Raw genomic sequence first — 23,830 nt, forward strand, 5'->3', positions numbered from 1 at the left:
TTAGTAGTTTTGTTTCATGTTCACAGAGCCCGATCACAACGATCCAACGTTGTTCGGCTGCGCGGTCAGTTCATCAGCGTGACGTACGTTCAGCACGTTCGTCGACTTCGTCTGAGGCGCGGTGTCTACGCGCCTCGGCCTTCCGGCGCGAGCGCAGTTCGAGCCCCGGCTTCGTCGATGCGTTCGTAGCCTGCCCCCGCAGGCGACACGACCGAGATGAACACCAGGGGTTCGTGTCCCGCGTTGTAGACGCCATGCACGTCGCCGGTGCGCGCGATCGCGATGTCGCCTGCACCCAGCATGCGCACTGCACCTCCATGGCCGGTCGCATAGTCACCGCCACCGCGCAGCACGATCCACGTGTCCTGTCCTTGCGGGTGGACATGGGACGCGATGCGCTGCCCCGGCAGAACGATCCACGCCACGACAGCCGCCTGCTCCGTCTCGATGACGACCGATCGCAACGGCTCATCCGTTTCGTCCGTCGGGCGCAGATGATCGTCGATTCGGTAGATTCGCTCGTGGTCCATGCCCATTGCCAACTTGGTGCCTCTGGCTGCAGACATCGCAAGAACTGCGCCCGGCCAGTCAGAAGGATGGGGTTGGTCGCGAGCGGGGCACGAGCACGCGTTGTCGCCCGGCACCAGGCCGCGCAGCGACACGCGGCAGTGCCGCCAGAAACCCGCAAGGCGTATCACCGAGTTGCAACGACCCAAGCCTCGTACACCAGAACAATGATCGACGCAGCGCCAGCGGTGATAGGCGTTAGCACGCTGCCGCCACCACGACCCGCAGGCCGCCGCCCGGCGCGTCGTCCAGCTGCAGCGCCAGGCCGTGCCGCGCGCAGATTTCCTTGACGATCGCCAGGCCCAGGCCGCTGCCCTCGGCCTGATCCGAGGGCAGCCGGTAGAAGCGCTCGAGCACCCGTTCGCGCTCGGCGGCCGGGATGCCGGGGCCGTTGTCGACCACGACGAGCCGCGGGCCGGGCTCCACGGCGACCGTCACCGTGCCGCCTTCCGGGGTGTAGCTGATCGCGTTGTGCACGAGGTTGGTCACCAGCTCGCGCAGCAGCACCGGCTCGCCCTGCAGCACGACCGGCGGCGACCCCTCGAAGCCCAGATCGATGCGCTTGCGGCGCGCCTGCGACAGCAGGTCGAAGGTGGCCTGCTGCGCCAGCGCGACCAGCTCCACGGCCTCCGCCGCCAGCGGGCGCCCCGGCTCGCTGCGCGCCAGCGCGAGCAGCTGCGCCACCAGGCGCCCGGTCAGCTCGGTGGTCTCGCCGATGCGCTCGACGACGCCGCGCATCGCCGGCAGGTCGGCCTGCATCAGCGCGTGGTCCAGCTGCGCGCGCAGCAGCGTCAGCGGCGTCTTCAGCTGGTGCGAGGCGTTGGCGACGAAGCGCACCTGCGCCTCGGTGAGCTGGCGCTGGCGGCCGGTGTGGGCATTGATCGCCTCGATCAGCGGCGCCACCTCGCGCGGCACCGCGGCGGCGTCCATCGGCGTCGGGTCGTCGATGCCGCGGCGGCGCACCTCGTCGCGCAGCCGCTTCAACGGCGCCAGCCCGCGGCGCACGCCATAGGCGATGAAGGCCGCGGCCAGGCCGATCAGCGCCAGCTGCAGCGCGGCCGCCTCGAGGGTGATGCGGCGCGTGAGCTGGTGGCGCGCCTCCAAGGTCTCGGCCACCTGCACGACGAGCTGGCGCTGGCGTGCGCCGTCGGGCAGCGCATGACGCAGCGCGGCGATGCGCACGCGCTCGCCCTTGTAGTCGGCATCGTAGAAGGTGGCCTGCTCGGCCGGCGGCCGCGCCGGCGCGGGCAGGTCGGGATAACCGCCGACCTCGTCGCCGTCATCGAGGTCGGCGACGCGGTAGAAGATGCGGTCCTGCGCATCGGTGCGCAGCATCTCCAGCGCCGCGAACGGCAGGTCGGCCACGACCTCGCCGTCCTGCAGCCGCAGGTGCGCCGCGATCACCTGCGCCGAGCCGAGCAGCGTGCGGTCATAGGCCGCATGGGCCTGCGCGAGGCTGCGCCAGTAGCTGAAGCCGAAGCCCGCGGCCCACAGCGTCAGCGTGGGCAGCAGCAGCCAGGCCAGCAACTGGCTACGCAGGCGGGTCGTCGACCGCATCGAGCACGTAGCCCAGACCGCGCAGCGTGTGGATCGCCGCGCCGCTGCCCTGCAGACGCCGCCGCAGCCGGTGCACGTAGACCTCGAGCGCGTCATGGCTCAGCACCTCGTCGCTGCTGCACAGCCGCTGCACCAGCGCCTGCTTGCTGACGGGCTTGCCCGGGTGCGCGATCAGCGCCTCGAGCAGGTCGTGCTCGCGCGGCGGCAGCTCCAGTGCCCTTCCGCCCTGCGCAAAGCGCCGCGTCACCGTGTCGAACGCCAGCGTGCCGACCTGCTGCACCGCGTGCGTCGCGCCCAGGCTGCGCCGGTGCAGCGCGCGCAGCCGCGCCTCCAGCTCGGCCAGTGCGAAGGGCTTGGGCAGGTAGTCGTCGGCGCCGGCGTTCAGGCCTTCGACACGGTCGCCGATCTCGCCGCTGGCGGTGAGCACCAGCACCGGCACCGCGTCGCGGCGCTGGCGCAGGCGGCGCAACAGGTCCAGCCCGTGCAGCCGCGGCAGCGCGAGATCGAGCACCACCGCGTCGAAGGCGTGGTCGTGCAGTGCGCTGTCGCCGGCCAGCCCGTCGGTGCAGACGTCGGCCTGGATGCCGAGCGCCGCCAGCGACTGCTGCAGGGTGCGCGCGAGCTCGGCCTGGTCTTCGATCAGCAGGATGCGCATGGGATGTGGCGGCGATTGTGATCGGGCGCGCGGCGGCACGCGAGCGCCTGCCGGCCGGCGCCGATAATCCAGCCAGCCCCCGCAGCGGGGACGACGGAGACAAGGGCATGCCCAACCGACGCAGCGCCGGCCTGGCCATCGCGAGCGCGCTCGCCGGCGCAGCCGCGGGCACGCCGTCGGGCGCAGCGGCGCGCGCCGCGGCGGCACCGCGCAAGGTGCGCGTCTGGGCCACCACCGACCGCCCGCTGGTGCAACCGCTGATCGATGACTTCGAGCAGCGGCACGCGCCGTGGCAGGTCGACTACGAGGCGCTGGGCAGCCAGACGCTGCACGAGCGCTTCCTGGCCGCCGACGGCGCCGGCGCCGATGTGCTGTGGAGCTCGGCGATGGACCTGCAGATCAAGCTGGTCAACGACGGCCATGCGCAGCGCCACGCGAGCGAGCATGCCGGCGGGCTGCCGCACGGGGCGGTCTGGAAGCACGAGGCCTTCGCGACCACCTGGGAGCCGGTGGCCCTGGTGCACCACCGCGCGCTGCTGGACAGCGCGAGCGCGCCCGACAGCCATGCGGCGCTGCGCGTGCTGCTGCAGCAGCAGCGCGCGCGCTTCCACCAGCGCGTGGCCACCTACGACATCGAACGCGCGGGCCTGGGCTTCCTGCTGGCGGCGCAGGACCTGCAGGCCTCGTCCGATGCGTGGCCGCTGCTGGAGGCGCTGCGCCATTGCGGCGCCGAGCTGCACGCGGACACCCAGGCGCTGCTCGACGGCGTGGCCGCCGGCCGCACGCTGCTGGCCTACAACGTGCTCGGCCCGTACGCCGAGGCCTTCGCGCAGCGCCATCCGGACCTGGTGGTGGTCTACCCGCGCGACTACACGCTGATCGCCTCGCGCGTCGCGCTGATTCCGCGCCGCGCGCCGCAGCCCGAGGGAGCACGGCTGTGGCTGGACCACCTGCTGTCGCCGGCCGGGCAGCACGTGCTGGCCGAGCGCTGCGGCCTCTACAGCGTGCGCGCCGACTCCTCGCTGCCGCGCTCGGCCGCCGGCCTGCAGCAGCGCCTGGGTCGAGCGGCACGGCCGATTCCGCTGGGGCCGGGGCTGATCGCGCACCTCGACCGCAGCAAGCGTCAGGCAATCCTGCGGCGCTGGCAGCGGGCGGGGGATGTGGCCGTCCAACACCTGAAGTGAGCGGATGCCGGGTGACGCCGCCACCACGACGGCGCCACCGCAACGCCACCCCTTCAGCGCCGCCACCTCGCGCGCCACCGCCTCACGCGGCGCTCGCCTGACCGGCCGCCGCGGCCGCGATCATGCGCCGCCGCCGGCGCGCCGCGGCCACGCGCGGCGCCACCAGCACCGCGATCACGATCACCAGCAGCGCCAGCGAGACCGGCCGCTGCACGAACACGCTCCAGCGCCCTTCGCCGATGGCCATCGCGTTGCGCAGCTGCGCCTCGGCCATCGGCCCGAGGATCATGCCGACGATGACCGGCGCGGCGGGGAAGTCGTAGCGCCGCATCAGCACGCCGAACAGGCCGATCGCGTACATCAGGAAGAGGTCGAACGCGCTCTGCCGCATGCCGTAAACGCCGACGGTCGCGAACACCAGGATGCCCGCGTAGAGCGGCGCGCGCGGAATGCGCAGCAGCTTGACCCACAGCCCCACCAGCGGCAGGTTCAGCACCAGCAGCATCACGTTGCCGATGTACAGCGACGCGATCAGCGCCCACACCATCGACGCATTGGTGTCGAACAGCTGCGGCCCGGGCTGGATGCCGTAGTTCTGGAACGCCGACAGGATGATCGCGGCGGTGGTGGAGGTCGGGATGCCGAGCGTCAGCATCGGCACCAGCGTCGCGGTGATCGCGGCGTTGTTGGCGGCCTCGGGCCCGGCCACGCCCTCGATCGCGCCGGTGGTGCCGAACTCCTCCGGGTGCTTCGACAGCTTCTTCTCGGTGGCGTAGCTGAGGAAGGTCGGGATCTCGCTGCCGCCGGCGGGCACCGCGCCGAACGGAAAGCCCAGGAAGGTGCCGCGCAGCCATGCCGGCCACGAGCGGCGCCACTGGCTGCGCGTCATGTGCACCCGGTTCATCTCGTTCAGCGACGACTTCACGCGGCCTTCGTAAAGCGCGGTGTAGAGCGTCTCGCCGACGGCGAACAGCCCCACCGCGACCAGCACCACCTCGAGGCCGTCGAGGAACTCGGGAATGCCGCCGGTGTAGCGCACCTGGCCGGTGATCTGGTCCAGGCCGACCAGGCCCATCGCCAGGCCGACCACCAGCGCGGTCAGCCCGCGCAGCGTGCTGCTGCCGAGCACCGCCGTCACCGTCGTGAAGGCCAGCATCATCAGCATGAAGTACTCGGGCGGGCCCAACTGCACCGCGTATTCGGCGACCACCGGCGCGAACAGCGTCACCAGCACCGTCGCGATCGTGCCGGCGACGAACGAGCCGATCGCCGCGGTCGCCAGCGCGGCGCCGGCGCGGCCGTTCTTGGCCATCTTGAAGCCCTCGAGCGCGGTGACCATCGAGCCGGTCTCGCCCGGCGTGTTCAGCAGGATCGAGGTCGTCGAACCGCCGTACATCGCACCGTAGTAGATGCCGGCGAAGAAGATCATCGACGCGGTCGGCTCGACCTGCGCGGTGATCGGCAGCAGCATCGCGATGGTCACCGCCGGGCCGAGCCCTGGCAGCACGCCGATGGCGGTGCCCAGCGCGCAGCCGACGAAGGCCCACAGCAGGTTGATCGGCGTGGCGGCCGTCGCGAAGCCGGCCAGAAGGTGCGACCACAGGTCGATCATCGGTTTCCCCTCGTGTGCGGGCCTACAGCCAGCCGGTGCGCGTGAGCCCCGGCAGGTTGATCGCGAGCAGCTTCGTGAACAGCCAGTACGCGGGCGCCGCGATCAGCATGCCGGTCAGCAGGTCGGCCACCGCGCCGCGCAGGCCGCGGCCGGCCCGGCCCTCCGAGCGGCGCAGGCCGTGCACCGCGAAGGCAAAACAGCAGGCGCAGCTCAGGATGAAGCCGATGCGCTCGATCGCCGCGGCGTTCAGCAGCACGCCGGCCGAGATCCAGGCCAGCGCGTCCCAGTCGCCGCGCTCGACGCTGCCTTCGGCCACGCCGCGAAAGCCCCCGTGCTGCGCCTCCCAGGCCAGCCAGCCGCCGCAGCCCACCAGCGCCACCGCGACCAGCCAGGGCAGGAAGTTCGGGCCGACGCCGCCGTAGCCGGCCTCGCCCGGGATCGCCACCGCGCCGATGCCGTAGGCGATGCCCAGCAGCACCGCGCCCAGGCCCACCAGCGTCTGGTGGACCGAGCCGCGGGCAGTGGCGGGCTCCATCGTGTCTGGCCGCATCGCAGGTCTCCTCGTCGCCTTGTTGGTGTTGCGGGGCTGTGGGCAGCGATGTTGCGGCGGTGGCGGCGCCCGAAGCTGTCGGCCACCTTTCATCGGGCGACCCCGCTCGCCGGGGTTTTCCCGCATCGGGAATCCCGCAGGGGCCGATGACAGGCTTTCGAAAGCCCGCGCGGCCCGTGCCTTCCTAGCATGCCCTCGACACGTCCTGTCGACACATCGGTCGGCAGGTTCCGTCGACACGCCCCGAAGCGGAGGATCCGATGAACATCACCGGCATGCTGCACGGCCAGCGCCTGCTGAAGCTGGCGGGCTTCCCAACCCCCGAAGTGCTCGGCCCCGACGCCAGCGAATCCGAGATCAAGGCGCTAATCGCCCGCCACGGCATGGTCTTCGTCAAGCCGGTCTTCAAGGGCGGCGTCGGCAAGAAGGGCAAGGCGGGCCTCGTCGGCCGCGCGAAGGACCTGAAGACCGCGCTGGCCGAGAAGGAACGGTTGTACTTCTGCGAGCACCGCCACGGCCACCAGGTGGCCAAGGCCAACGGCGTGACCTTCGAGGCCGCGGTGCCGTCGGACCACGAGGTGTACTTCTCGCTCACCGACAACACGCACTTCCGCGCGCCGACGATGACGCTCACGCACCACGGCGGCGTCGACATCGAGGAGCTCGACCGGAGCCAGATCGCGGTGGTGCCGTTCAACCCCTTGACGGGACTGAAGGCCTTCGTCGTGGCCAACGCACTGTCGGAGATCAACGCGCCGCAGGCGCTGATCTCGCCGCTGGTGCAGCACCTGCCGAACCTGTGGGACCTGTTCCACGACTACGGCATGACGACGCTGGAGCTGAACCCGATCCGCCTGCGGCCCGATGCCAAGGGCCGGCTGACACCGGTGGCATGCGACTTCAAGTGCGGCTTCGACCGCGACGATCCGCGCTGGTCGCGCCTGGAGCTGCCGTCCGAGCTGTTCGCCGCCGACTACTCGGACTTCGAGTCCGAGATCAACCAGCTGCGCACCTACCAGGGCCAGAGCGACGTCTACGTGATCAACCCGCGCGGCACGATCCTCGCGCCCACCTTCGGCGGCGGCGCGAACTCGCTGGTGACCGAGATGCTCGGCGACGACGCGATCATCAGCTCCGACTTCGGCGGCAACCCGCCGTACGCCAAGATGAAGTCGGTGGCCCGCGTGTGCTTCAAGCACTGGCTGGCGCAGAGCAACGTGCTGTTCATCATCGGCGGCAAGAGCAACAACACCGACATCTTCGAGACCTTCCGCGCGATGGCCGACGCGCTGCGCGAGCACGTCGGCGCGCACGGGCCGCAGCCGCTGTACGTCGTCGCCGGGCGCGGCGGACCGAACCTGGTGCGCGGCATGGCGGTGCTGCGCGACACCTGCGAGTCGCTGGGGCTGCCGTACCGGCTGTTCGGCTTCGACTCGGCGATGAGCGAGGTCGTCGACTACGCGCGCCGCATCGACGCCTGGATGAAGTCCGGCGGCCGGGCGCAGATCGCGGCCCGGCTCGGGCTGTCCGGCGCCGCGGCCGAGCCGGTCGACGCAGTGGATGCGGCCCCTGCGGCCGGCGCGGCCGTCTGACCTCCGAAGTACGCGTCATCAAGGAGATTCGCATGTTTCGACAAGGCGTCGGCCCGTTCAAGTACTACACCGGCATCCAGTCGCTCGCGCAGATCGCCACCCGCGACGACCGCGTCTGCGTGCTGAACATCCTGGGCGGCGAATCGAGCGAGGTCACGCCGGTGGGCCATTCCTGGAGCGGCGGCAACGTCGTCTTCGGCACCTCGCCCGGGCGGCGCGGCCAGGTGCTGGAGACGCCGGCCGGCCCGATCCCGGTCTACAACAACGTGCGCGAGGGGCTGGAGGACGGCCACCGCTTCAACTGCGGCGTGGTCTACCTGCCGCCGAGCGCGGCCGACGACGGCGTGGTCGAGCTGATCCGCGTGAACCCGGAGCTGACGAAGATCTTCATCCCCACCGAGAAGATGAGCGTGCACGACGCGCGCGAGATCCGCGCGCTGGCGCAGTCGCGCGGGATCGACATCTTCGGCGGCAACAGCCTCGGCGTGGCCGACAGCTGGCACCAGGTGCGCATCGGCGGCGCCCTGGGCGGCGACCGGCCCGGCGACACGCTGCGCCGGGGCTCGATCGCCATCCTGTCCAACTCCGGCGGCTTCACGACGACGATTGCGCAGTACCTGCGCATGGGCGGCTGGGGCACGACGACGCTGGTCAGCTCCGGCAAGGACGTCTACATCCACTACGCGGCGCCCGAGTTCGCCTTCGCGCTCGGCCAGGACGACCGCAGCAAGGCCGCGGTGCTGTACTGCGAGCCCGGCGGCTACTACGAGCTCGACGCGCAGTTCACCAAGCCGGTCGTCGCCTGCGTCGTCGGCCGCTGGAAGAGCCGCCTGACGCGCGCGGTCGGCCATGCCGGCGCGATGGCCGGCGGCGGCGACGACGCGGCGTCGAAGGAACGCTGGTTCATGGAGAAGTTCGGCGTCGACGCGCTGTTCACGCCGGAGCGGCCGGTGTGCTCGGCACGCGGCGCCGTGGTGACCAACATCGCGCACATCCCGGCCGCGCTGACCGCGGTGATGGCCGCCAACGGCCACGCGCCCGACTTCGCGCCCGAAGGCACGATGGCGCTGAAGCCCTGGTTCGCCTCCGACCGCGGGCTGACGCTGCCGCCCGAGCTGGCGCTGCCGGTGGTGCGCGCGCTGCCGCCGTACGACGCGCAGATCGATGCGCTGTCGCGCCAGATCGGCGCGGTGTTCGCGCGCGAGACGATGAAGGACGCGTCCGGCGCGTCGCAGATGGACCCGCGCACGCAGATCACGCGGCTGCACGGCGTCTCGATGCTCGAGGCCGCGCAGCATCCGCTGGAGGCCAACGTGGGCCTGGCGCTGCTGAAGGAGCCGGGCGGCGACAACGACTGCAAGCTGGTCAACGTGGCGCTCGCCGCGCACCTGAACCTGCACGGCACGCCGATGCTCGCGGCGGCCGAAGCCGCGCGCGCCGGCGGCAACGCACCGAACGCCGTGGTTGCCGCCGCGCTGGCGATCGTCGGCCCCCGCTACAGCGAACGCGCACGCGCGCTGGTGCGCGAGCTGGTCGATCGCTTCAGCGCCGCCGGGCTCAAGGATGCGCTGGACGAGCGCTTCGAGCTTGGGACCCTGCTCGATGGCGGCGGCCCCGCGCTGCTGGCGCCGGCGCCCGATGCGCGCGCGCAGGCGCTGCTCGAAGGCCTGCGACAGCGCGGCGCGCGCTCGGTCTTCGTGCGCTTCATCGAGGCGCTCGGCGGCCATCCCAGCGCGGACGGCGTGCTGGCCGCGATCTGCGCCACGCTGGCCTGGGGCCCGCTGCAGCGCAAGCGCGTCACGCGGCTGACGGCCGAGTGCCTGCCGGCCTGGCTGCAGCTCTTCGGCACGCTGATCGGCGCCTCGGTGCCGGCCGCGCGGCACGAGCCGACGCGCTTCTGCGGCATCGACGAGGCCGAGCTGCTGGGCCGCCGCTCGATCGGCGAGGTGGCGTTCGTCGCGCTGCTGAAGTCGACGCCGAATGCCGGCGACCTGTTCGCGTTCCAGACGCTGCTGGGCCTGCTGCTGTCCAACGGCCCCGGCACCATCTCGGCCCAGGGCGCGAAGGGCGCGGTGTCCTCCGACGGGCCCGAGCAGCCCGACCGCGTGCAGCTCAACAAGGCGCTGCTCGGCTTCCTGAGCCACTGCGGCTATGCACACGGCGGCAACGGCTACGAGGGCGTGGCCTTCCTGCTGCAGCAGTTCGAGGGCAGCGGGCTGAAGGACCCCTCCGACCCGCAGCACGGTGTCGACGTCGCCGCGCTGGTCGCGCGCTGCGTCGAGCGCTATGCGCGGTACAAGGCCGAGAAGAAGCACGCCGGCAGCCTCGAGATCCAGAAGATCCCGGGCGTCAACCATCCGGTGTTCAAGGACAAGCCGGTGAACCAGGACCCGCGCGAGGTCTTCGTCGCCCGGCTGATGCGCGAACGCGGCGAGCACAACGTCTTCCACGACTTCTACCGCGCGCTGGTGCAGCAGCTGTTCGACGCCGGCGTCGCGCGCACGGTGTACTGCGTGAACATCGACGCGGTGATCGCCGCGTTGCTGCTGAAGATGGTGTGGCCCGGCTACCGCAGCGGCGAGATCGACGCGCCGGCGCTCGAAGCGGCCGCCTTCACGATCTTCCTGTACGCCCGCATGCTCGGCTGCGCGGCCGAGGCGGACGACCACCTCAGCCGCGGCCGCGATATGGACACGCGCGCGCCCGCCTCGGCCTGCCGCTACGTCGCCTAGGCCCCGGCGACGAACGGCGTTCGCAGCGGCGCCCGCCACACGCGGGGGCTCGAAGGGCGCGGGCCGCCCCGCCCGCCCCTGCCCGCCCCTCCGCCCGCCCTGATCGAAGCCCCTCGGGGTTTGTTCGTAGAAGCCGGCCCGGCACGCCGGACAAGCCATCGGCCCGAAATCCGGATCGGCGGACGACCGCTCCGCCGGACATCGGCGAAGGTCTTTTAAATCAATCACTTGGCGCGCATCCCGTTCCCGATGTCACGTGGCACGGGGGTTGCGAATCGTCTAACAAGCCGCATCGCCCGGTGCGCGACAAGACCACGACTGAAGGAGACAGGCATGGGCGACCTCGACCCCACCGAAACCGTCGAATGGATGGACGCGCTGAGCGCGGTCCGGCAACACCGCGGCAGCGAGCGCAGCAACTACCTCCTCAACCGCCTGGTCGACCAGGGCCGGCGCGAGGGTGTCTACGTGCCGCGCTCGCTGACCACCGCGTACTGCAACACCATCCCGCCGGAGCGCGAGGAGAAGAGCACCGGCGACCGCGCGATCGAGCACCGGCTGCGCTCGATCATCCGATGGAACGCGATGGCGATCATCCTGCGCGCCAACAAGGATTCGTCGGAGCTCGGCGGCCACATCGCCAGCTTCCAGTCGGCAGCGACGCTCTATGACATCGGCTTCGGCCACTTCTGGCACGCGCCCACCGACACGCACGGCGGCGACCTGCTGTTCATCCAGGGCCACAGCGCGCCGGGCATCTATGCGCGCGCCTTCCTCGAAGGCCGGCTCAGCGAATCGCAGCTGCTGAACTACCGCCAGGAGACCGAGGGCAAGGGCCTCTCGTCCTACCCGCACCCGTGGCTGATGCCGGACTTCTGGCAGTTCCCCACGGTGTCGATGGGCCTGGGGCCGCTGATGGCGATCTACCAGGCGCGCTTCCTGAAGTACCTGCAGGGCCGCGGCCTGGCCGACACCAGCCAGCGCAAGGTCTGGGCCTTCATGGGCGACGGCGAGATGGACGAGCCCGAATCGCTGGGCGCGATCTCGCTGGCCGGCCGCGAGAACCTGGACAACCTGGTCTTCGTCATCAACTGCAACCTGCAGCGCCTGGACGGCCCCGTGCGCGGCAACGGCAAGATCGTGCAGGAGCTCGAGAGCGTCTTCCGCGGCGCCGGCTGGAACGTCATCAAGGTCTTGTGGGGCAGCGGCTGGGACGAGCTGCTGGCGCGCGACAAGAGCGGCAAGCTGCTGCAGCGCATGGAAGAGTGCGTCGACGGCGAGTACCAGGACTTCAAGAGCAAGAGTGGCGCCTACGTGCGCGAGCATTTCTTCGGCAAGTACGAAGAAACCAAGGCCCTGGTCGCCGGCATGAGCGACGACGAGATCTGGGGCCTGACGCGCGGCGGGCACGACCCTGTCAAGGTCTTTGCGGCTTATGCCGCCGCGGTGAAGCACACCGGCCAGCCGACGCTGATCCTGCCGAAGACGGTCAAGGGCTACGGCATGGGCGAATCGGGCGAAGGCCAGATGATCGCCCACCAGGCCAAGAAGATGACGCAGGACGCGCTGCGCGGCTTCCGCGACCGCTTCCAGATCCCCGTCTCGGACGAAGACCTTGCTTCGGTCCCCTTCGTCAAGCTGCCCGAAGACAGCCCGGAGATGAAGTACCTGCGCGAGCGGCGCGCGGCATTGGGCGGCTACCTGCCGCAGCGCCGCCGCAAGTCGGCTGCGCTGGAGATCCCGCCGCTGGCGAGCTTCGAGCGGCTGCTGAAGGACACCGGCGAGCGCGAGATCTCCACCACGATGGCCTTCGTGCAGATGCTGGGCAGCCTCGTGCGCGACAAGGCCATCGGCAAGCACGTGGTGCCCATCGTGCCGGACGAGTCGCGCACCTTCGGCATGGAGGGCATGTTCCGGCAGCTGGGCATCTGGTCGTCGCTGGGGCAGCTGTACAAGCCGCAGGACGCCGACCAGCTGATGTATTACCGCGAGTCGAAAGACGGGCAGGTGCTGCAGGAGGGCATCAACGAAGGCGGCGCGATGTCGAGCTGGATCGTCGCGGCCACGTCGTACAGCACGAACAACGTGCCGATGATCCCGTTCTACATCTACTACTCGATGTTCGGGCTGCAGCGCGTTGGCGACCTGGCCTGGCTGGCCGGCGACATCCGCGCCCGCGGCTTCCTGCTCGGCGGCACCGCCGGCCGCACGACGCTGAACGGCGAAGGCCTGCAGCACGAGGACGGCCACAGCCACATCCTGGCCGGCACGATCCCCAACTGCATCAGCTACGACCCGACCTTCGCGTACGAGGTGGTGACGATCATCCGCGACGGCATGCGGCGCATGTATGCCGAGCAGGAGGACGTGTACTACTACGTCACGCTGATGAACGAGAACTACCCGCACCCCGGCATGCCCGAGGGCAGCGAGGCGGGCATTCTCAAGGGCCTGTACCAGCTGAGCGACGGCGGCAAAACCCCGAAGAAGGGCCACCGCGTGCAGCTGATGGGCAGCGGCACCATCCTGCGCGAAGTGATGGCCGCGGCCGAGCTGCTGAAGGCCGACTTCGGCATCGCCGCCGACGTGTGGAGCGCCACCAGCTACAACGAGCTGCGTCGCGACGGCATGGCCGCCGAGCGCTGGAACCGGCTGCACCCGGCCGAGCCGCCGCGCAAGAGCCATGTCGAGGCCTGCCTCGAAGGCCACGACGGCCCGGTGATCGCCGCCACCGACTACATGCGCAACTATGCCGACCAGGTGCGCGAGTACGTGCAGGCCGCGGGCCGGCGCTACACCGTGCTCGGCACCGACGGCTTCGGCCGCAGCGACTACCGGCGCAAGCTGCGCCGCTTCTTCGAGGTCGACCGCTGGCACGTGGCCGTGGCCGCGCTGAAGGCGCTGGCCGACGACGGCGTCATCAAGCCGGCGATCGTGGCCGAGGCGATCACGCGTTATGGGCTCGATACCGAGCGTGCAGCCCCCTGGACGGTCTGAGGCACCCATGAGCAACATCGACATCCAAGTGCCCGACATCGGCGACTTCAACGACGTGCCGGTGATCGAGATCTTCGTCAAGGTCGGCGACGTGGTGAAGGCCGAGGACCCGCTGGTCTCGCTGGAATCGGACAAGGCAACGATGGACGTGCCGGCACCGCGCGGCGGCACGGTGCGCTCCATCGCGGTGAAGGTCGGCGACAAGGTCAGCCAGGGCACGGTGATCATGGCCTTCGACAACGGCGTCGCCGCACCTGCCGCGGCACCGGCCGCGGCCGCCAAGCCCAGCGTCAGCGCCCCGCCCTCGCCGGTCAACGCGCCCACCGGCCTCGCCGAGGTGCGCGTGCCCGACATCGGCGACTTCAAGGACGTGCCGGTGATCGAGGTCTTCGTCAAGGTCGGCGATGCGGTGAAGGCCGAGGATCCGCTGGTCTCGCTGGAGTCCGACAAGGCGACGATGGACGTGCCCGCGCCGCTGTCGGGCGTGGTGCAGGCGATCCAGATCCAGGTCGGCGACAAGGTCAGCGAAGGCTCGGTGATCCTGACGCTGGCCACCGGGGATGCACCGGCGGCTGCCGTGGCTGCGCCAGCCGCAGCCGCTGCCACGCCGGCACCCGCAGCGGCCGCTGCCGGCAGCCGCATCGACGAAGCGGCCTTCTCGCTGGCGTATGCCGGCCCCGCGGTGCGCAAGCTGGCGCGTGAAATGAGCGTCGACCTCGGCCTCGTGAAGGGCAGCGGCGCGCACGGCCGCATCGTGCGCGAGGACGTGCTGGCCTTCGCCAAGGGGGGTGCGCCAGCGGCGGCCCCCGCGGCAGCCAAGGCGGCCGCCGCACCGGCCGGCGGTGGCGCCGGCCTCGACCTGCTGCCGTGGCCGAAGGTCGACTTCGCGAAGTTCGGCCCGGTCGAGCGCAAGGAGCTGTCGCGCATCAAGAAGATCTCGGCCGCCAACCTGCACCGCAACTGGGTGGTGATTCCGCACGTCACCACGCACGACGAGGCCGACATCACCGAGCTCGAGGCCTTCCGCGTGCAGATGAACAAGGAGCTCGAGAAGTCGGGCGTCAAGCTCAGCATGCTGCCTTTCATGATGAAGGCGGCGGTGGCGGCCTTGAAGAAGTTCCCGGAGTTCAACGCCAGCCTTGAATCCACAAACTCGGGCGACGCCCTGGTGCTGAAGAACTACTGGCACATCGGCTTCGCCGCCGACACGCCCAACGGCCTGGTGGTGCCGGTGATCCGCGACGTCGACAGGAAGACCGTGCCCGACATCGCGAAGGAGATGGGCGAGCTGGCCAAGCTGGCGCGCGACGGCAAGCTGAAGCCCGACCAGATGCAGGGCGGCACCTTCACGATCAGCTCGCTGGGCGGCATCGGCGGCATCTACTTCACGCCGATCATCAATGCGCCCGAGGTCTCGATCATGGGCGTATGCAAGAGCTACTGGAAGCAGGTGTCCAGCGACGGCAAGCAGTACCAGTCGCGCCTGATCCTGCCGCTGTCGCTGTCCTGGGACCACCGCGTGATCGACGGCGCCGCGGCCGCTCGCTTCAACGTCTACTTCGCCAGCGTGCTCGCCGACCTCCGGCGCGTGCTGTTCTGAACCCCGGGGGCGCACGACATGACGCAATTGATCGAAGTGAAGGTCCCGGACATCGGTGACTTCAAGGATGTGGCGATCATCGAACTGATGGTCAAGCCGGGCGAGGTGATCGCCGTCGAGACCGGACTGATCATGGTCGAGTCCGACAAGGCCTCGATGGAGATCCCGTCGACGCATGCCGGCACCGTGAAGGCGCTGAAGGTCAAGCTGGGCGACAAGGTCAGCGAAGGCTCGGTGATCCTGGTGCTGGAAGCGGCGGGCGCTGCGGCTGCCGCGCCGAGCCCGGCCCCGGCGCCCGCGGCCTCCGCGCCGGCACCGGCCGCAACCCGGCCCGCGCCCAGCGCCGGCAGCTACGCCGGCAAGGCCGACGTCGAGTGCGAGATGCTGGTGCTCGGCGCGGGCCCCGGCGGGTATTCGGCCGCCTTCCGCAGTGCCGACCTCGGCATGAAGACCGTGCTGGTTGAACGTTATGCCACGCTCGGCGGCGTCTGCCTGAACGTCGGCTGCATCCCGTCGAAGGCGCTGCTGCACACGGCAGCGGTGATGGACGAGGTCAAGTCGCTCGGCCACCACGGCATCAAATACGCGGCGCCCGAGGTCGACATCGACGCGCTGCGCGGCTTCAAGGACGGCGTGGTCAAGAAGCTCACCGGCGGCCTGGCCGGCATGGCCAAGGCACGCAAGGTGGAGGTGCTCACGGGCGTCGGCAGCTTCGTCGATCCGCACCACCTCGAGGTGCTGGCGGCCGACGGCAGCAGGCGCATCGTGAAGTTCGCCAAGGCCATCATCGCCGCCGGTTCGCAGGCGGTGAAGCTGCCCTTCATGCCCGACGACGAACGCGTCGTCGACTCCACCGGCGCGCTGCTGCTCAAGGGCATCCCGAAGCGTTTGCTGGTGGTCGGCGGCGGCATCATCGGCCTGGAGATGGCCACCGTCTACTCGACGCTGGGCACGCGCGTCGACGTGGTCGAGATGCTCGACGGCCTGATGCAAGGCGCCGACCGCGACCTGGTGAAGGTGTGGGAGAAGCTGAACGCGCCGCGCTTCGACAAGGTGATGTTGAAGACGAAGACGGTCGGCGCGAAGGCGACGAAGTTCGGCATCGAGGTCAGCTTCGAGGGTGAGCAGGCGCCGAAGGAGCCGCAGTTCTACGACCTGGTGCTGGTGGCCGTCGGCCGCAGCCCCAACGGCAGGAAGATCGCCGCCGACAAGGCGGGCGTGCTCGTCACCGAGCGCGGCTTCATCGAGGTCGACCGGCAGATGCGCACCAACGTGCCGCACATCTTCGCCATCGGCGACATCGTCGGCCAGCCGATGCTGGCGCACAAGGCGGTGCACGAGGCGCACGTGGCGGCTGAAGCGGCGCATGGTGAGGCGGCCTTCTTCGACGCACGACAGATCCCCTCGGTGGCCTACACCGACCCCGAGGTGGCCTGGGCCGGCAAGACCGAGGAGCAGTGCAAGGCCGAAGGCCTGAAGGTCGGCAAGGCGGTGTTCCCATGGGCTGCGTCGGGGCGCGCCATCGCCAACGGCCGCGACGAAGGCTTCACCAAGCTGCTGTTCGACGAGGCCACGCAGCGCATCGTCGGCGGCGGCATCGTCGGCACGCACGCCGGCGACCTGATCGGCGAGGTCTGCCTGGCCATCGAGATGGGTTGCGAGCCGGCCGACATCGGCAAGACCATCCACCCGCATCCGACGCTGGGTGAATCGATCGGCATGGCCGCCGAGGTCTTCGCCGGCCACTGCACCGACCTGCCGCCGCAGAAGAAGAAGTGAGGCGCCGCAGCATGGCACTCAACCTGGCCTTCGAGACGGTGGGCAGCGGCCCGCCGGTGCTGGTGCTGCACGGCCTGTTCGGCTCCGGCGCCAACTGGCGCAGCGTCGCGCGGCACCTGGCGATCACGCACACGGTGCACAGCGTGGACCTGCGCAACCATGGCTCGTCGCCGTGGGCCGACACGATGGGCTACGGCGAGATGGCCGACGACGTGCTGCAGCTGATGGATCGCCTGGACCTGCGGGCGCCGACGGTGATCGGCCACAGCATGGGCGGCAAGGTGGCGATGGCGCTGGCGCTGCGGCAGCCGCAGCGCATCGGCGGCCTGGTGGTCGTCGACATCGCGCCGGTGTCGTATGCCGACACGCTGACGCCGTTCGCGCAGGCGATGAGCGCGGCCGACGTGATGGCCACAGCCAGCCTCGCCGAAGTGCAGCGGCGGCTGCAGCAGGCCGTGCCCGATCCCGGCGTCGTGCCCTTCCTGATGCAGAACCTGGTGCGCCACAACGACCACTTCGACTGGCGCATCAACCTGGTCGGCATCTGCGCCGCGATGCCGCAGCTGTGCGGCTTCCCGGCGGAGCTGCTGGGCGCCCGTTTCGAGCGGCCGGTGACGGTGATCGCCGGCGAGCGCTCCGACTACGTGCAAGCGCGCGACGGCGCGGCCTTCGCGCCGACGATGTTCCCGCGGGCGCAGCTCGACGTGGTCGCCGGCGCCGGCCACTGGGTGCACGCCGACCAGCCCGCGGCATTCGTGGTCAGCGTGAAACAGGCCCTCAAGCGATCGGCGTCGGTGCGGCGCGCGCCGGCGGCCAGCACCACCTGAACACACCAGCGCACAAGACAAGGAGACCGACATGAGCGACGACACCCTGCGCGAAGCCGCACTGGACTACCACCGCTATCCGACCCCGGGCAAGATCTCGGTCACCCCGACCAAGGCGATGGCCACGGCACGCGACCTGTCGCTGGCCTATTCGCCCGGCGTGGCCGACGCCTGCCTGGCCATCGCCGACGATCCGCGCGAAGCCGGCAACCTCACCGCCCGCAGCAACCTCGTGGCGGTGATCACCAACGGCACCGCGGTGCTGGGCCTGGGCGACATCGGGCCGCTGGCCGCCAAGCCGGTGATGGAAGGCAAGGGCTGCCTCTTCAAGAAGTTCGCCGGCATCGACGTCTTCGACATCGAGCTGGCCGAGAACAACCCCGACGCGCTGATCGAGACCATCGCGCGCATGGAGCCCACCTTCGGCGGCATCAACCTCGAGGACATCAAGGCGCCCGAGTGCTTCTACATCGAGACCAAGCTGCGCGAGCGCATGAAGATCCCGGTCTTCCATGACGACCAGCACGGCACGGCCATCGTCGCCGCGGCGGCGATCCTCAATGCACTGAAGCACGTGGGCAAGCACATCGCCGAGGTCAAGCTGGTGGCCTCGGGCGCCGGCGCGGCCGCGCTGGCCTGCCTGGACCTCGCGGTGAGCCTGGGCCTGAAGCCCCAGAACATCTTCGTCAGCGATGCCAAGGGCGTGGTCTACATGGGCCGCACCGAGGGCATGGACCCGAACAAGTCGCGTTATGCGCGCGACACCAGCGCCCGCACGCTGGCCGACGTGATTCCGGGCGCCGACATCTTCCTGGGCCTGTCGGCCGGCGGTGTGCTCAAGCCCGAGATGGTCAAGAAGATGGCGCGCGATCCGATCATCCTGGCGATGGCGAACCCGACGCCGGAGATCCTGCCCGAGGACGCGCTGGCCGCGCGCCCCGACGCGGTGATCGGCACCGGCCGCTCGGACTACCCGAACCAGGTCAACAACGTCCTGTGCTTCCCGTTCATCTTCCGCGGCGCGCTGGACACCGGCGCCACGACGATCAACGAAGCGATGAAGCTCGCCGCCGTGCGGGCGATTGCCGAGCTCGCGCATGCCGAGATCCCGGAAGTGGTGGCGCAGGCCTACGGCGCCAGCGGCCTGCGCTTCGGCCGCGACTACCTGATCCCCAAGCCCTTCGACCCGCGCCTGATCGAGGTGGTGGCGCCGGCCGTGGCGCAGGCGGCGATGGACAGCGGCGTCGCGACGCGGCCGATCGCCGACCTGCCGGCCTACCGCCAGCGCCTGTCGCAGTTCGTCTACCAGTCCGGCAGCAGCATGCAGCCGCTGTTCGCCGCGGCCAAGAGGGCGCCCAAGCGCGTGGTCTATGCCGAAGGCGAGGACGAGCGTGTGCTGCGCGCCGCGCAGGTGGTGGTCGACGAAGGCCTGGCGCGGCCGCTGCTGCTGGGCCGCCCCGAGGTCATCAGCCACCGCCTGGCCGAGTACGGCCTGCGCCTGCAGCCGGGCATCGACTGCGAGCTCGTCAACCTGCACGACCCGGCGGTCTACGGCGATGCGGCGGACGACTACTACGAACTCAAGCGCCGCGAAGGCGTGTCGCGTGCGGTAGCGCGTGTCGAGATGCGCAGCCGCTGCAGCCTGCTGGCGGCGATGCTCGTGCGCCAGGGACGCGCCGACGCGATGCTGTGCGGTACCTTTGGAAGTTATGCCGAGCACCTGCGCCACGTGCGCGACGTGATCGGCCTGCGCGCCGGCTCGCAGACGCTGGCCGCGATGCAGATGCTGATGCTGCCGGGGCGCCAGCTCTTCATCTGCGACACCCACGTCAACCGCGACCCGAGCGCTGAACAGGTCGCCGAGATCGCTTTGCTCGCCGCCGAGGAGGTGCGCCGCTTCGGCGTGACGCCCAGCGTGGCGCTGCTGTCGCACTCCAGCTTCGGCGGCTCGGACGCGCCCTCGGCGCTGAAGATGCGGCAGGCGCTGGGCCTCGTGAAGGCCGCCGACCCGCGGCTGGCGATCGAAGGCGAGATGCGTGGCGACGCCGCGCTGTCCAAGACCATCCTGGACCACGAGTTCCCCGACTCGGGCTTGAGCACCGAAGCCAACGTGCTGGTGATGCCCAACGTCGATGCGGCCAACATCTCGTACAACCTGCTGCGCATCGCGGCCGGCAACGGCATCACCGTCGGCGGCATCCTGCTCGGCGCGGCGCGGCCCGTGCACATCATGACGCCGTCGTCGACGGTGCGGCGCATCGTCAACATGACCGCACTCGCGGTGGTCGACGCGAGCTCGCAGCGCGCGGCCTCGCACGCCATCGACTGAAGGCCCGTGATGAGCGACCTCACCAACGCCACCGCGCAACGCGGTGCGGCGAAGACTGCGCGCATCCCGATCAAGGTCGAGGTGGCGCCCGCCTTGCCCAAGCCCGGCTGGATCCGCGTGCCGCTGCCGCAGGCCGAGCGCTTCCGCGCCGTCAAGCAGCTGCTGCGCGAGGGCGGCCTGCACACGGTGTGCGAAGAAGCCTCGTGCCCGAACATCGGCGAGTGCTTCGGCAAGGGCACGGCGACCTTCATGATCCTGGGCGACCTGTGCACGCGGCGCTGCCCGTTCTGCGACGTGGCGCACGGCCGGCCGCAGCCGCCTGATCCGCTGGAGCCGCAGCACCTGGCCGACACGGTGGCGCGCCTGAGCCTGAAGTACGTCGTCATCACCAGTGTCGACCGCGACGACCTGCGCGACGGCGGCGCGGCGCATTTCGCGGCCTGCATCCGCGCGCTGCGGCAGCAGTCGCCGGGCACGCGCATCGAGGTGCTGACGCCGGACTTCCGCGGCCGCGCGACGATCGCGCTGGACATCCTGGCGGCCGATCCGCCGGACGTGATGAACCACAACCTCGAGACCGTGCCGCGGCTGTACGCACAGGCGCGGCCGGGTGCGCTGTACGGCCATTCGCTGCAACTGCTGCAGTCCTTCAAGCAGCGTTGCCCTCACGTGCCGACCAAGTCCGGGCTGATGCTGGGCCTGGGCGAGACCGACGACGAGGTGATCGAGGTGCTGCAGGACCTGCGCCTGCACGACGTCGACATGCTGACCGTCGGCCAGTACCTGCAGCCGCGGCCGGGCAACCTGAGCGTGCAGCGCTACGTCGCGCCGCCGGTGTTCGAAGCCCTCGCCGAGAAGGCGCGGGCCATGGGATTCGCGCATGCGGCCTGCGGGCCGCTGGTGCGCTCGAGCTACCACGCCGACAGCCAGGCCCACGCGGCCGGCCTCTGAACCCTGACATCACTGCCCACATCGGAAGGAGAACCCGCGATGGACCACGATCCGCGACCCAAGCCCTTTTACCAGTCCCTGTATTTCCAGGTGATCACGGCGATCGTCATCGGCATCCTGCTGGGCCATTTCTGGCCGCAGACCGGCGCGGCGATGAAGCCGCTGGGCGACGGCTTCATCAAGCTGATCAAGATGATCATCGCGCCGATCATCTTCTGCACCGTGGTGGTCGGCATCGCCGGCATGGAGGACATGAAGAAGGTCGGCAAGACCGGCGGTCTTGCCCTGCTGTACTTCGAGATCGTCAGCACCGTCGCGCTGGTGGTGGGCCTGCTGATCATCAACATCGTCAAGCCCGGCGTCGGCATGAACATCGATGCCAGCTCGCTCGACACCAAGGGCATCGCCGCCTACACCGCCCCCGGCAAGATGGCCAGCACCACGGACTTCCTGCTCAACGTGATCCCGAGCACGGTGGTCGATGCCTTCGCCAAGGGCGAGATCCTGCAGGTGCTGCTGTTCGCGGTGATGTTCGGCTTCGCGCTGCACAAGTTCGGCGGCCGCGGCACGCTGGTGTTCGACTTCATCGAGAAGTTCTCGCACGTGCTGTTCGTGATCGTCGGCTACATCATGAAGGTGGCCCCGATCGGCGCGTTCGGCGCGATGGCCTTCACGATCGGCAAGTACGGCGTGGCCTCGCTGCTGCAGCTGGGCCAGCTGATGGCGACCTTCTACATCACCTGCCTGCTGTTCATCTTCGTGATCCTCGGCGGCATTGCGCGGGCGCACGGCTTCTCGATCTGGAAGTTCATCAAGTACATCAAGGAAGAGCTGCTGATCGTGCTGGGCACCTCGTCCAGCGAATCGGTACTGCCGCGCATGATGGCCAAGCTCGAGAACCTGGGCGCCAAGAAGTCGGTAGTCGGCCTGGTGGTGCCGACGGGGTATTCGTTCAACCTCGACGGCACCTCGATCTACCTGACGATGGCCGCCGTCTTCATCGCCCAGGCCACCAACACGCCGATGTCGCTGACGCAGCAGCTGACGCTTCTGCTGGTGCTGCTGCTGACCTCCAAGGGCGCGGCCGGCGTGACGGGCAGCGGCTTCATCGTGCTGGCGGCCACGCTGTCGGCGGTGGGCAACGTGCCGGTGGCGGGCCTGGCGCTGATCCTCGGCATCGACCGCTTCATGTCGGAAGCGCGCGCGCTGACCAACCTGATCGGCAACGGCGTGGCGACCGTGGTCGTCGCGAAGTGGACCAAGGACCTGGACACCAGCCGCATGCAACGGATGCTGGACCAGGAGTCCGACGCGATCGCCGAGGAGCCCGAGCAGGTGCTCGACGCGACCGAGGTCCAGATGCCCGCCCGCGCCGCGCAGTGATGCGGCTGCCGATGCCGACGCTGCCTTCGTTGACAGGAGCCGCCGCATGAACAGCAGCGCCACCAAGCACCGCATCGTCGTCGTCGGCGGCGGTGCCGGCGGCCTCGAGCTGGCCACCCGCCTGGGCGACACGCTGGGCCGGCGCGGCCGCGCCGAGGTCACGCTGATCGACAAGAACCGCACCCATGTCTGGAAGCCCAAGCTGCACGAGATCGCCGCCGGCAGCATGGACTTGAGCGCGCACGAGGTGGACTACCTGGCGCAGGCGCACTGGCATCACTTCCGCTTCCGCATCGGCGAAATGATTGCGCTGGACCGGCAGCGGCGCGAGGTGCGCGTGGCTCCCTACCGGGATGCCGAGGGGCGCGAGGTCACGCCCGATCGTGTGTTCGGTTATGACACGCTGGTGCTGGCGCTGGGCAGCCAGAGCAACGACTTCGGCACGCCGGGCGTCGGCGAGCACGCGCTGAAGCTCGAATCGAAGGCCGATGCGCAGCGCTTCCATGCCCGCATGGTCAATGCCTGCATCCGCGCGCATGCCCAGGGCACGCCGCTGCGGCCCGAGCAGCTGCACGTGGCCATCATCGGCGCCGGCGCCACCGGCGTGGAGCTGGCCGCCGAACTGCACCGCACGACGCGCGAGGTGGTGGCCTACGGGCTGGACCGCGTCGATGCCGACAAGGACATCCAGGTCAACCTGATCGAAGCGGCCGACCGGGTGCTGCCGGCACTGCCGCCGCGTCTGTCGCAGGCCACCGAGGACCTGCTGCGCAAGCTGGGCGTGCAGGTGCACACGAACGCCAAGGTGGCCGCGGTGCGCTCCGATGGCGTGCAGCTGTCGGATGGGCGCGTGCTGCCGGCCGAACTGGTGGTGTGGGCCGCGGGCGTCAAGGCCGCCGACTTCCTGAAGGACATCGCCGGGCTGGAGACCAACCGCAGCAACCAGCTGCTCGTCAAGCCGAGCCTGCAGACCACGCGCGACGACGACATCTTCGTCATCGGCGACTGCGCGGCCTGCGCCTGGCCGCAGGCCAACGGCGGCAAGGGTGGTTTCGTGCCCCCGCGCGCGCAGGCGGCGCACCAGCAGGCCACGCACGTGGCCGCGCAAATCAAGCGTCGCCTGGCCAACAAGCCCATGAAGCCGTACCGATACCGCGACTTCGGCTCGCTGGTCTCGCTGGGCGAATTCAGCACCGTGGGCAACATGATGGGCGGGCTGATCGGTGGCAGCCTGATGATCGAGGGCGCCTTCGCGCGGCTGATGTACGTGTCGCTCTACAAGATGCACGAGCTCGCGCTGCACGGCTTTCCGAAGATGGCGCTGGACACGCTGGCGCGCCTGATCACGCGGCGCACCGAGCCGCACGTCAAGCTGCATTGAAGGGGGCGCCGAGATGCGACATCAGCCGCTTGAAGGATCAGGCCAGCAGGGAGCGCGTGCTGGGGTTGGGAATGCCGGCACCGAGCGCGCCAAGGCCACTGGGTGCCCGGCTCCGCTCATGTCCCCCGGGCCGT

Annotated in this window: 16 protein-coding genes; 11 read left to right on the plus strand and 5 right to left on the minus strand. The window is 70.0% G+C overall.

The genetic code is table 11. The annotated features are described in order from the left end of the window. Positions 1-125 precede the first annotated feature (125 nt). The 3 genes from P1K89_RS04220 to P1K89_RS04230 form a co-directional block, all read right to left on the minus strand. Positions 126-536: a cupin domain-containing protein gene (locus P1K89_RS04220; RefSeq protein WP_284615113.1), complete on the minus strand. Its 411-nt coding sequence runs from the start codon at positions 534-536 to the stop codon at positions 126-128. 229 nt (positions 537-765) lie between these two features. Then, the gene (locus P1K89_RS04225; protein ID WP_284615114.1) at positions 766-2,124 is read right to left on the minus strand and encodes a sensor histidine kinase; all 1,359 of its coding nucleotides are present in this window, start codon (positions 2,122-2,124) and stop codon (positions 766-768) included. Continuing rightward, on the minus strand, positions 2,099-2,779 hold the full coding sequence (locus P1K89_RS04230) for a response regulator (protein WP_284615115.1): 681 nt from the start codon (positions 2,777-2,779) through the stop codon (positions 2,099-2,101). The genes P1K89_RS04225 and P1K89_RS04230 overlap by 26 nt, the downstream gene beginning before the upstream one ends. Before the next feature lie 107 nt (positions 2,780-2,886). On the opposite strand from P1K89_RS04230, the gene P1K89_RS04235 reads away from it, so the two are divergent. Beyond that, positions 2,887-3,963 carry an ABC transporter substrate-binding protein gene (locus tag P1K89_RS04235; protein ID WP_284615116.1) on the plus strand — a complete coding sequence of 359 codons (1,077 nt, stop codon included), beginning with the start codon at positions 2,887-2,889 and terminating at the stop codon, positions 3,961-3,963. 82 nt (positions 3,964-4,045) lie between these two features. Here the strand turns inward: P1K89_RS04235 and P1K89_RS04240 are convergent, their stop codons facing one another. Both P1K89_RS04240 and P1K89_RS04245 read right to left on the minus strand, forming a co-directional pair. Next, on the minus strand, positions 4,046-5,575 hold the full coding sequence (locus P1K89_RS04240; RefSeq protein ID WP_284615117.1) for a tripartite tricarboxylate transporter permease: 1,530 nt from the start codon (positions 5,573-5,575) through the stop codon (positions 4,046-4,048). A gap of 22 nt (positions 5,576-5,597) precedes the next feature. Next, a complete protein-coding gene (locus P1K89_RS04245) occupies positions 5,598-6,125 on the minus strand; it encodes a tripartite tricarboxylate transporter TctB family protein (RefSeq protein ID WP_284615118.1) in 528 nt (175 codons plus the stop codon). Between the two features lie 260 nt (positions 6,126-6,385). Between P1K89_RS04245 and P1K89_RS04250 the strand changes: the two genes are divergently transcribed. The 10 genes from P1K89_RS04250 to P1K89_RS04295 all read left to right on the plus strand — a co-directional run bounded on the left by P1K89_RS04250 (position 6,386) and on the right by P1K89_RS04295 (position 23,696). After that, complete coding sequence (locus tag P1K89_RS04250) at positions 6,386-7,717, plus strand: ATP citrate lyase citrate-binding domain-containing protein (protein ID WP_284615119.1); 1,332 nt, start codon at positions 6,386-6,388, stop codon at positions 7,715-7,717. A gap of 32 nt (positions 7,718-7,749) precedes the next feature. Continuing rightward, positions 7,750-10,449: a CoA-binding protein gene (locus P1K89_RS04255; RefSeq protein WP_284615120.1), complete on the plus strand. Its 2,700-nt coding sequence runs from the start codon at positions 7,750-7,752 to the stop codon at positions 10,447-10,449. A gap of 333 nt (positions 10,450-10,782) precedes the next feature. Continuing rightward, positions 10,783-13,446 (plus strand): pyruvate dehydrogenase (acetyl-transferring), homodimeric type, encoded by a 2,664-nt coding sequence (aceE, locus tag P1K89_RS04260; RefSeq protein ID WP_284615121.1) that lies wholly within the window; start codon positions 10,783-10,785, stop codon positions 13,444-13,446. A 7-nt stretch (positions 13,447-13,453) separates the two neighbouring features. Then, on the plus strand, positions 13,454-15,046 hold the full coding sequence (gene aceF / locus P1K89_RS04265; protein ID WP_284615122.1) for a dihydrolipoyllysine-residue acetyltransferase: 1,593 nt from the start codon (positions 13,454-13,456) through the stop codon (positions 15,044-15,046). An 18-nt stretch (positions 15,047-15,064) separates the two neighbouring features. Then, positions 15,065-16,825, plus strand: a complete 1,761-nt coding sequence (lpdA, locus tag P1K89_RS04270) for a dihydrolipoyl dehydrogenase (RefSeq protein ID WP_284615123.1) — start codon at positions 15,065-15,067, stop codon at positions 16,823-16,825. Positions 16,826-16,836: 11 nt separating this feature from the next. After that, positions 16,837-17,652 carry an alpha/beta fold hydrolase gene (locus P1K89_RS04275; protein WP_284615124.1) on the plus strand — a complete coding sequence of 272 codons (816 nt, stop codon included), beginning with the start codon at positions 16,837-16,839 and terminating at the stop codon, positions 17,650-17,652. Positions 17,653-17,683: 31 nt separating this feature from the next. Beyond that, positions 17,684-19,981 (plus strand): NADP-dependent malic enzyme, encoded by a 2,298-nt coding sequence (locus P1K89_RS04280; protein ID WP_284615125.1) that lies wholly within the window; start codon positions 17,684-17,686, stop codon positions 19,979-19,981. A gap of 9 nt (positions 19,982-19,990) precedes the next feature. Further along, on the plus strand, positions 19,991-20,932 hold the full coding sequence (gene lipA / locus P1K89_RS04285; protein WP_284615126.1) for a lipoyl synthase: 942 nt from the start codon (positions 19,991-19,993) through the stop codon (positions 20,930-20,932). Between the two features lie 39 nt (positions 20,933-20,971). Then, positions 20,972-22,315 carry a dicarboxylate/amino acid:cation symporter gene (locus P1K89_RS04290; protein ID WP_284615127.1) on the plus strand — a complete coding sequence of 448 codons (1,344 nt, stop codon included), beginning with the start codon at positions 20,972-20,974 and terminating at the stop codon, positions 22,313-22,315. Positions 22,316-22,361: 46 nt separating this feature from the next. Further along, complete coding sequence (locus tag P1K89_RS04295; RefSeq protein WP_284615128.1) at positions 22,362-23,696, plus strand: NAD(P)/FAD-dependent oxidoreductase; 1,335 nt, start codon at positions 22,362-22,364, stop codon at positions 23,694-23,696. Positions 23,697-23,830: the final 134 nt, after the last annotated feature.

The sequence above is a fragment of the Aquabacterium humicola genome, from assembly GCF_030167915.1.
Lineage (GTDB): Bacteria > Pseudomonadota > Gammaproteobacteria > Burkholderiales > Burkholderiaceae_C > Pseudaquabacterium > Pseudaquabacterium humicola.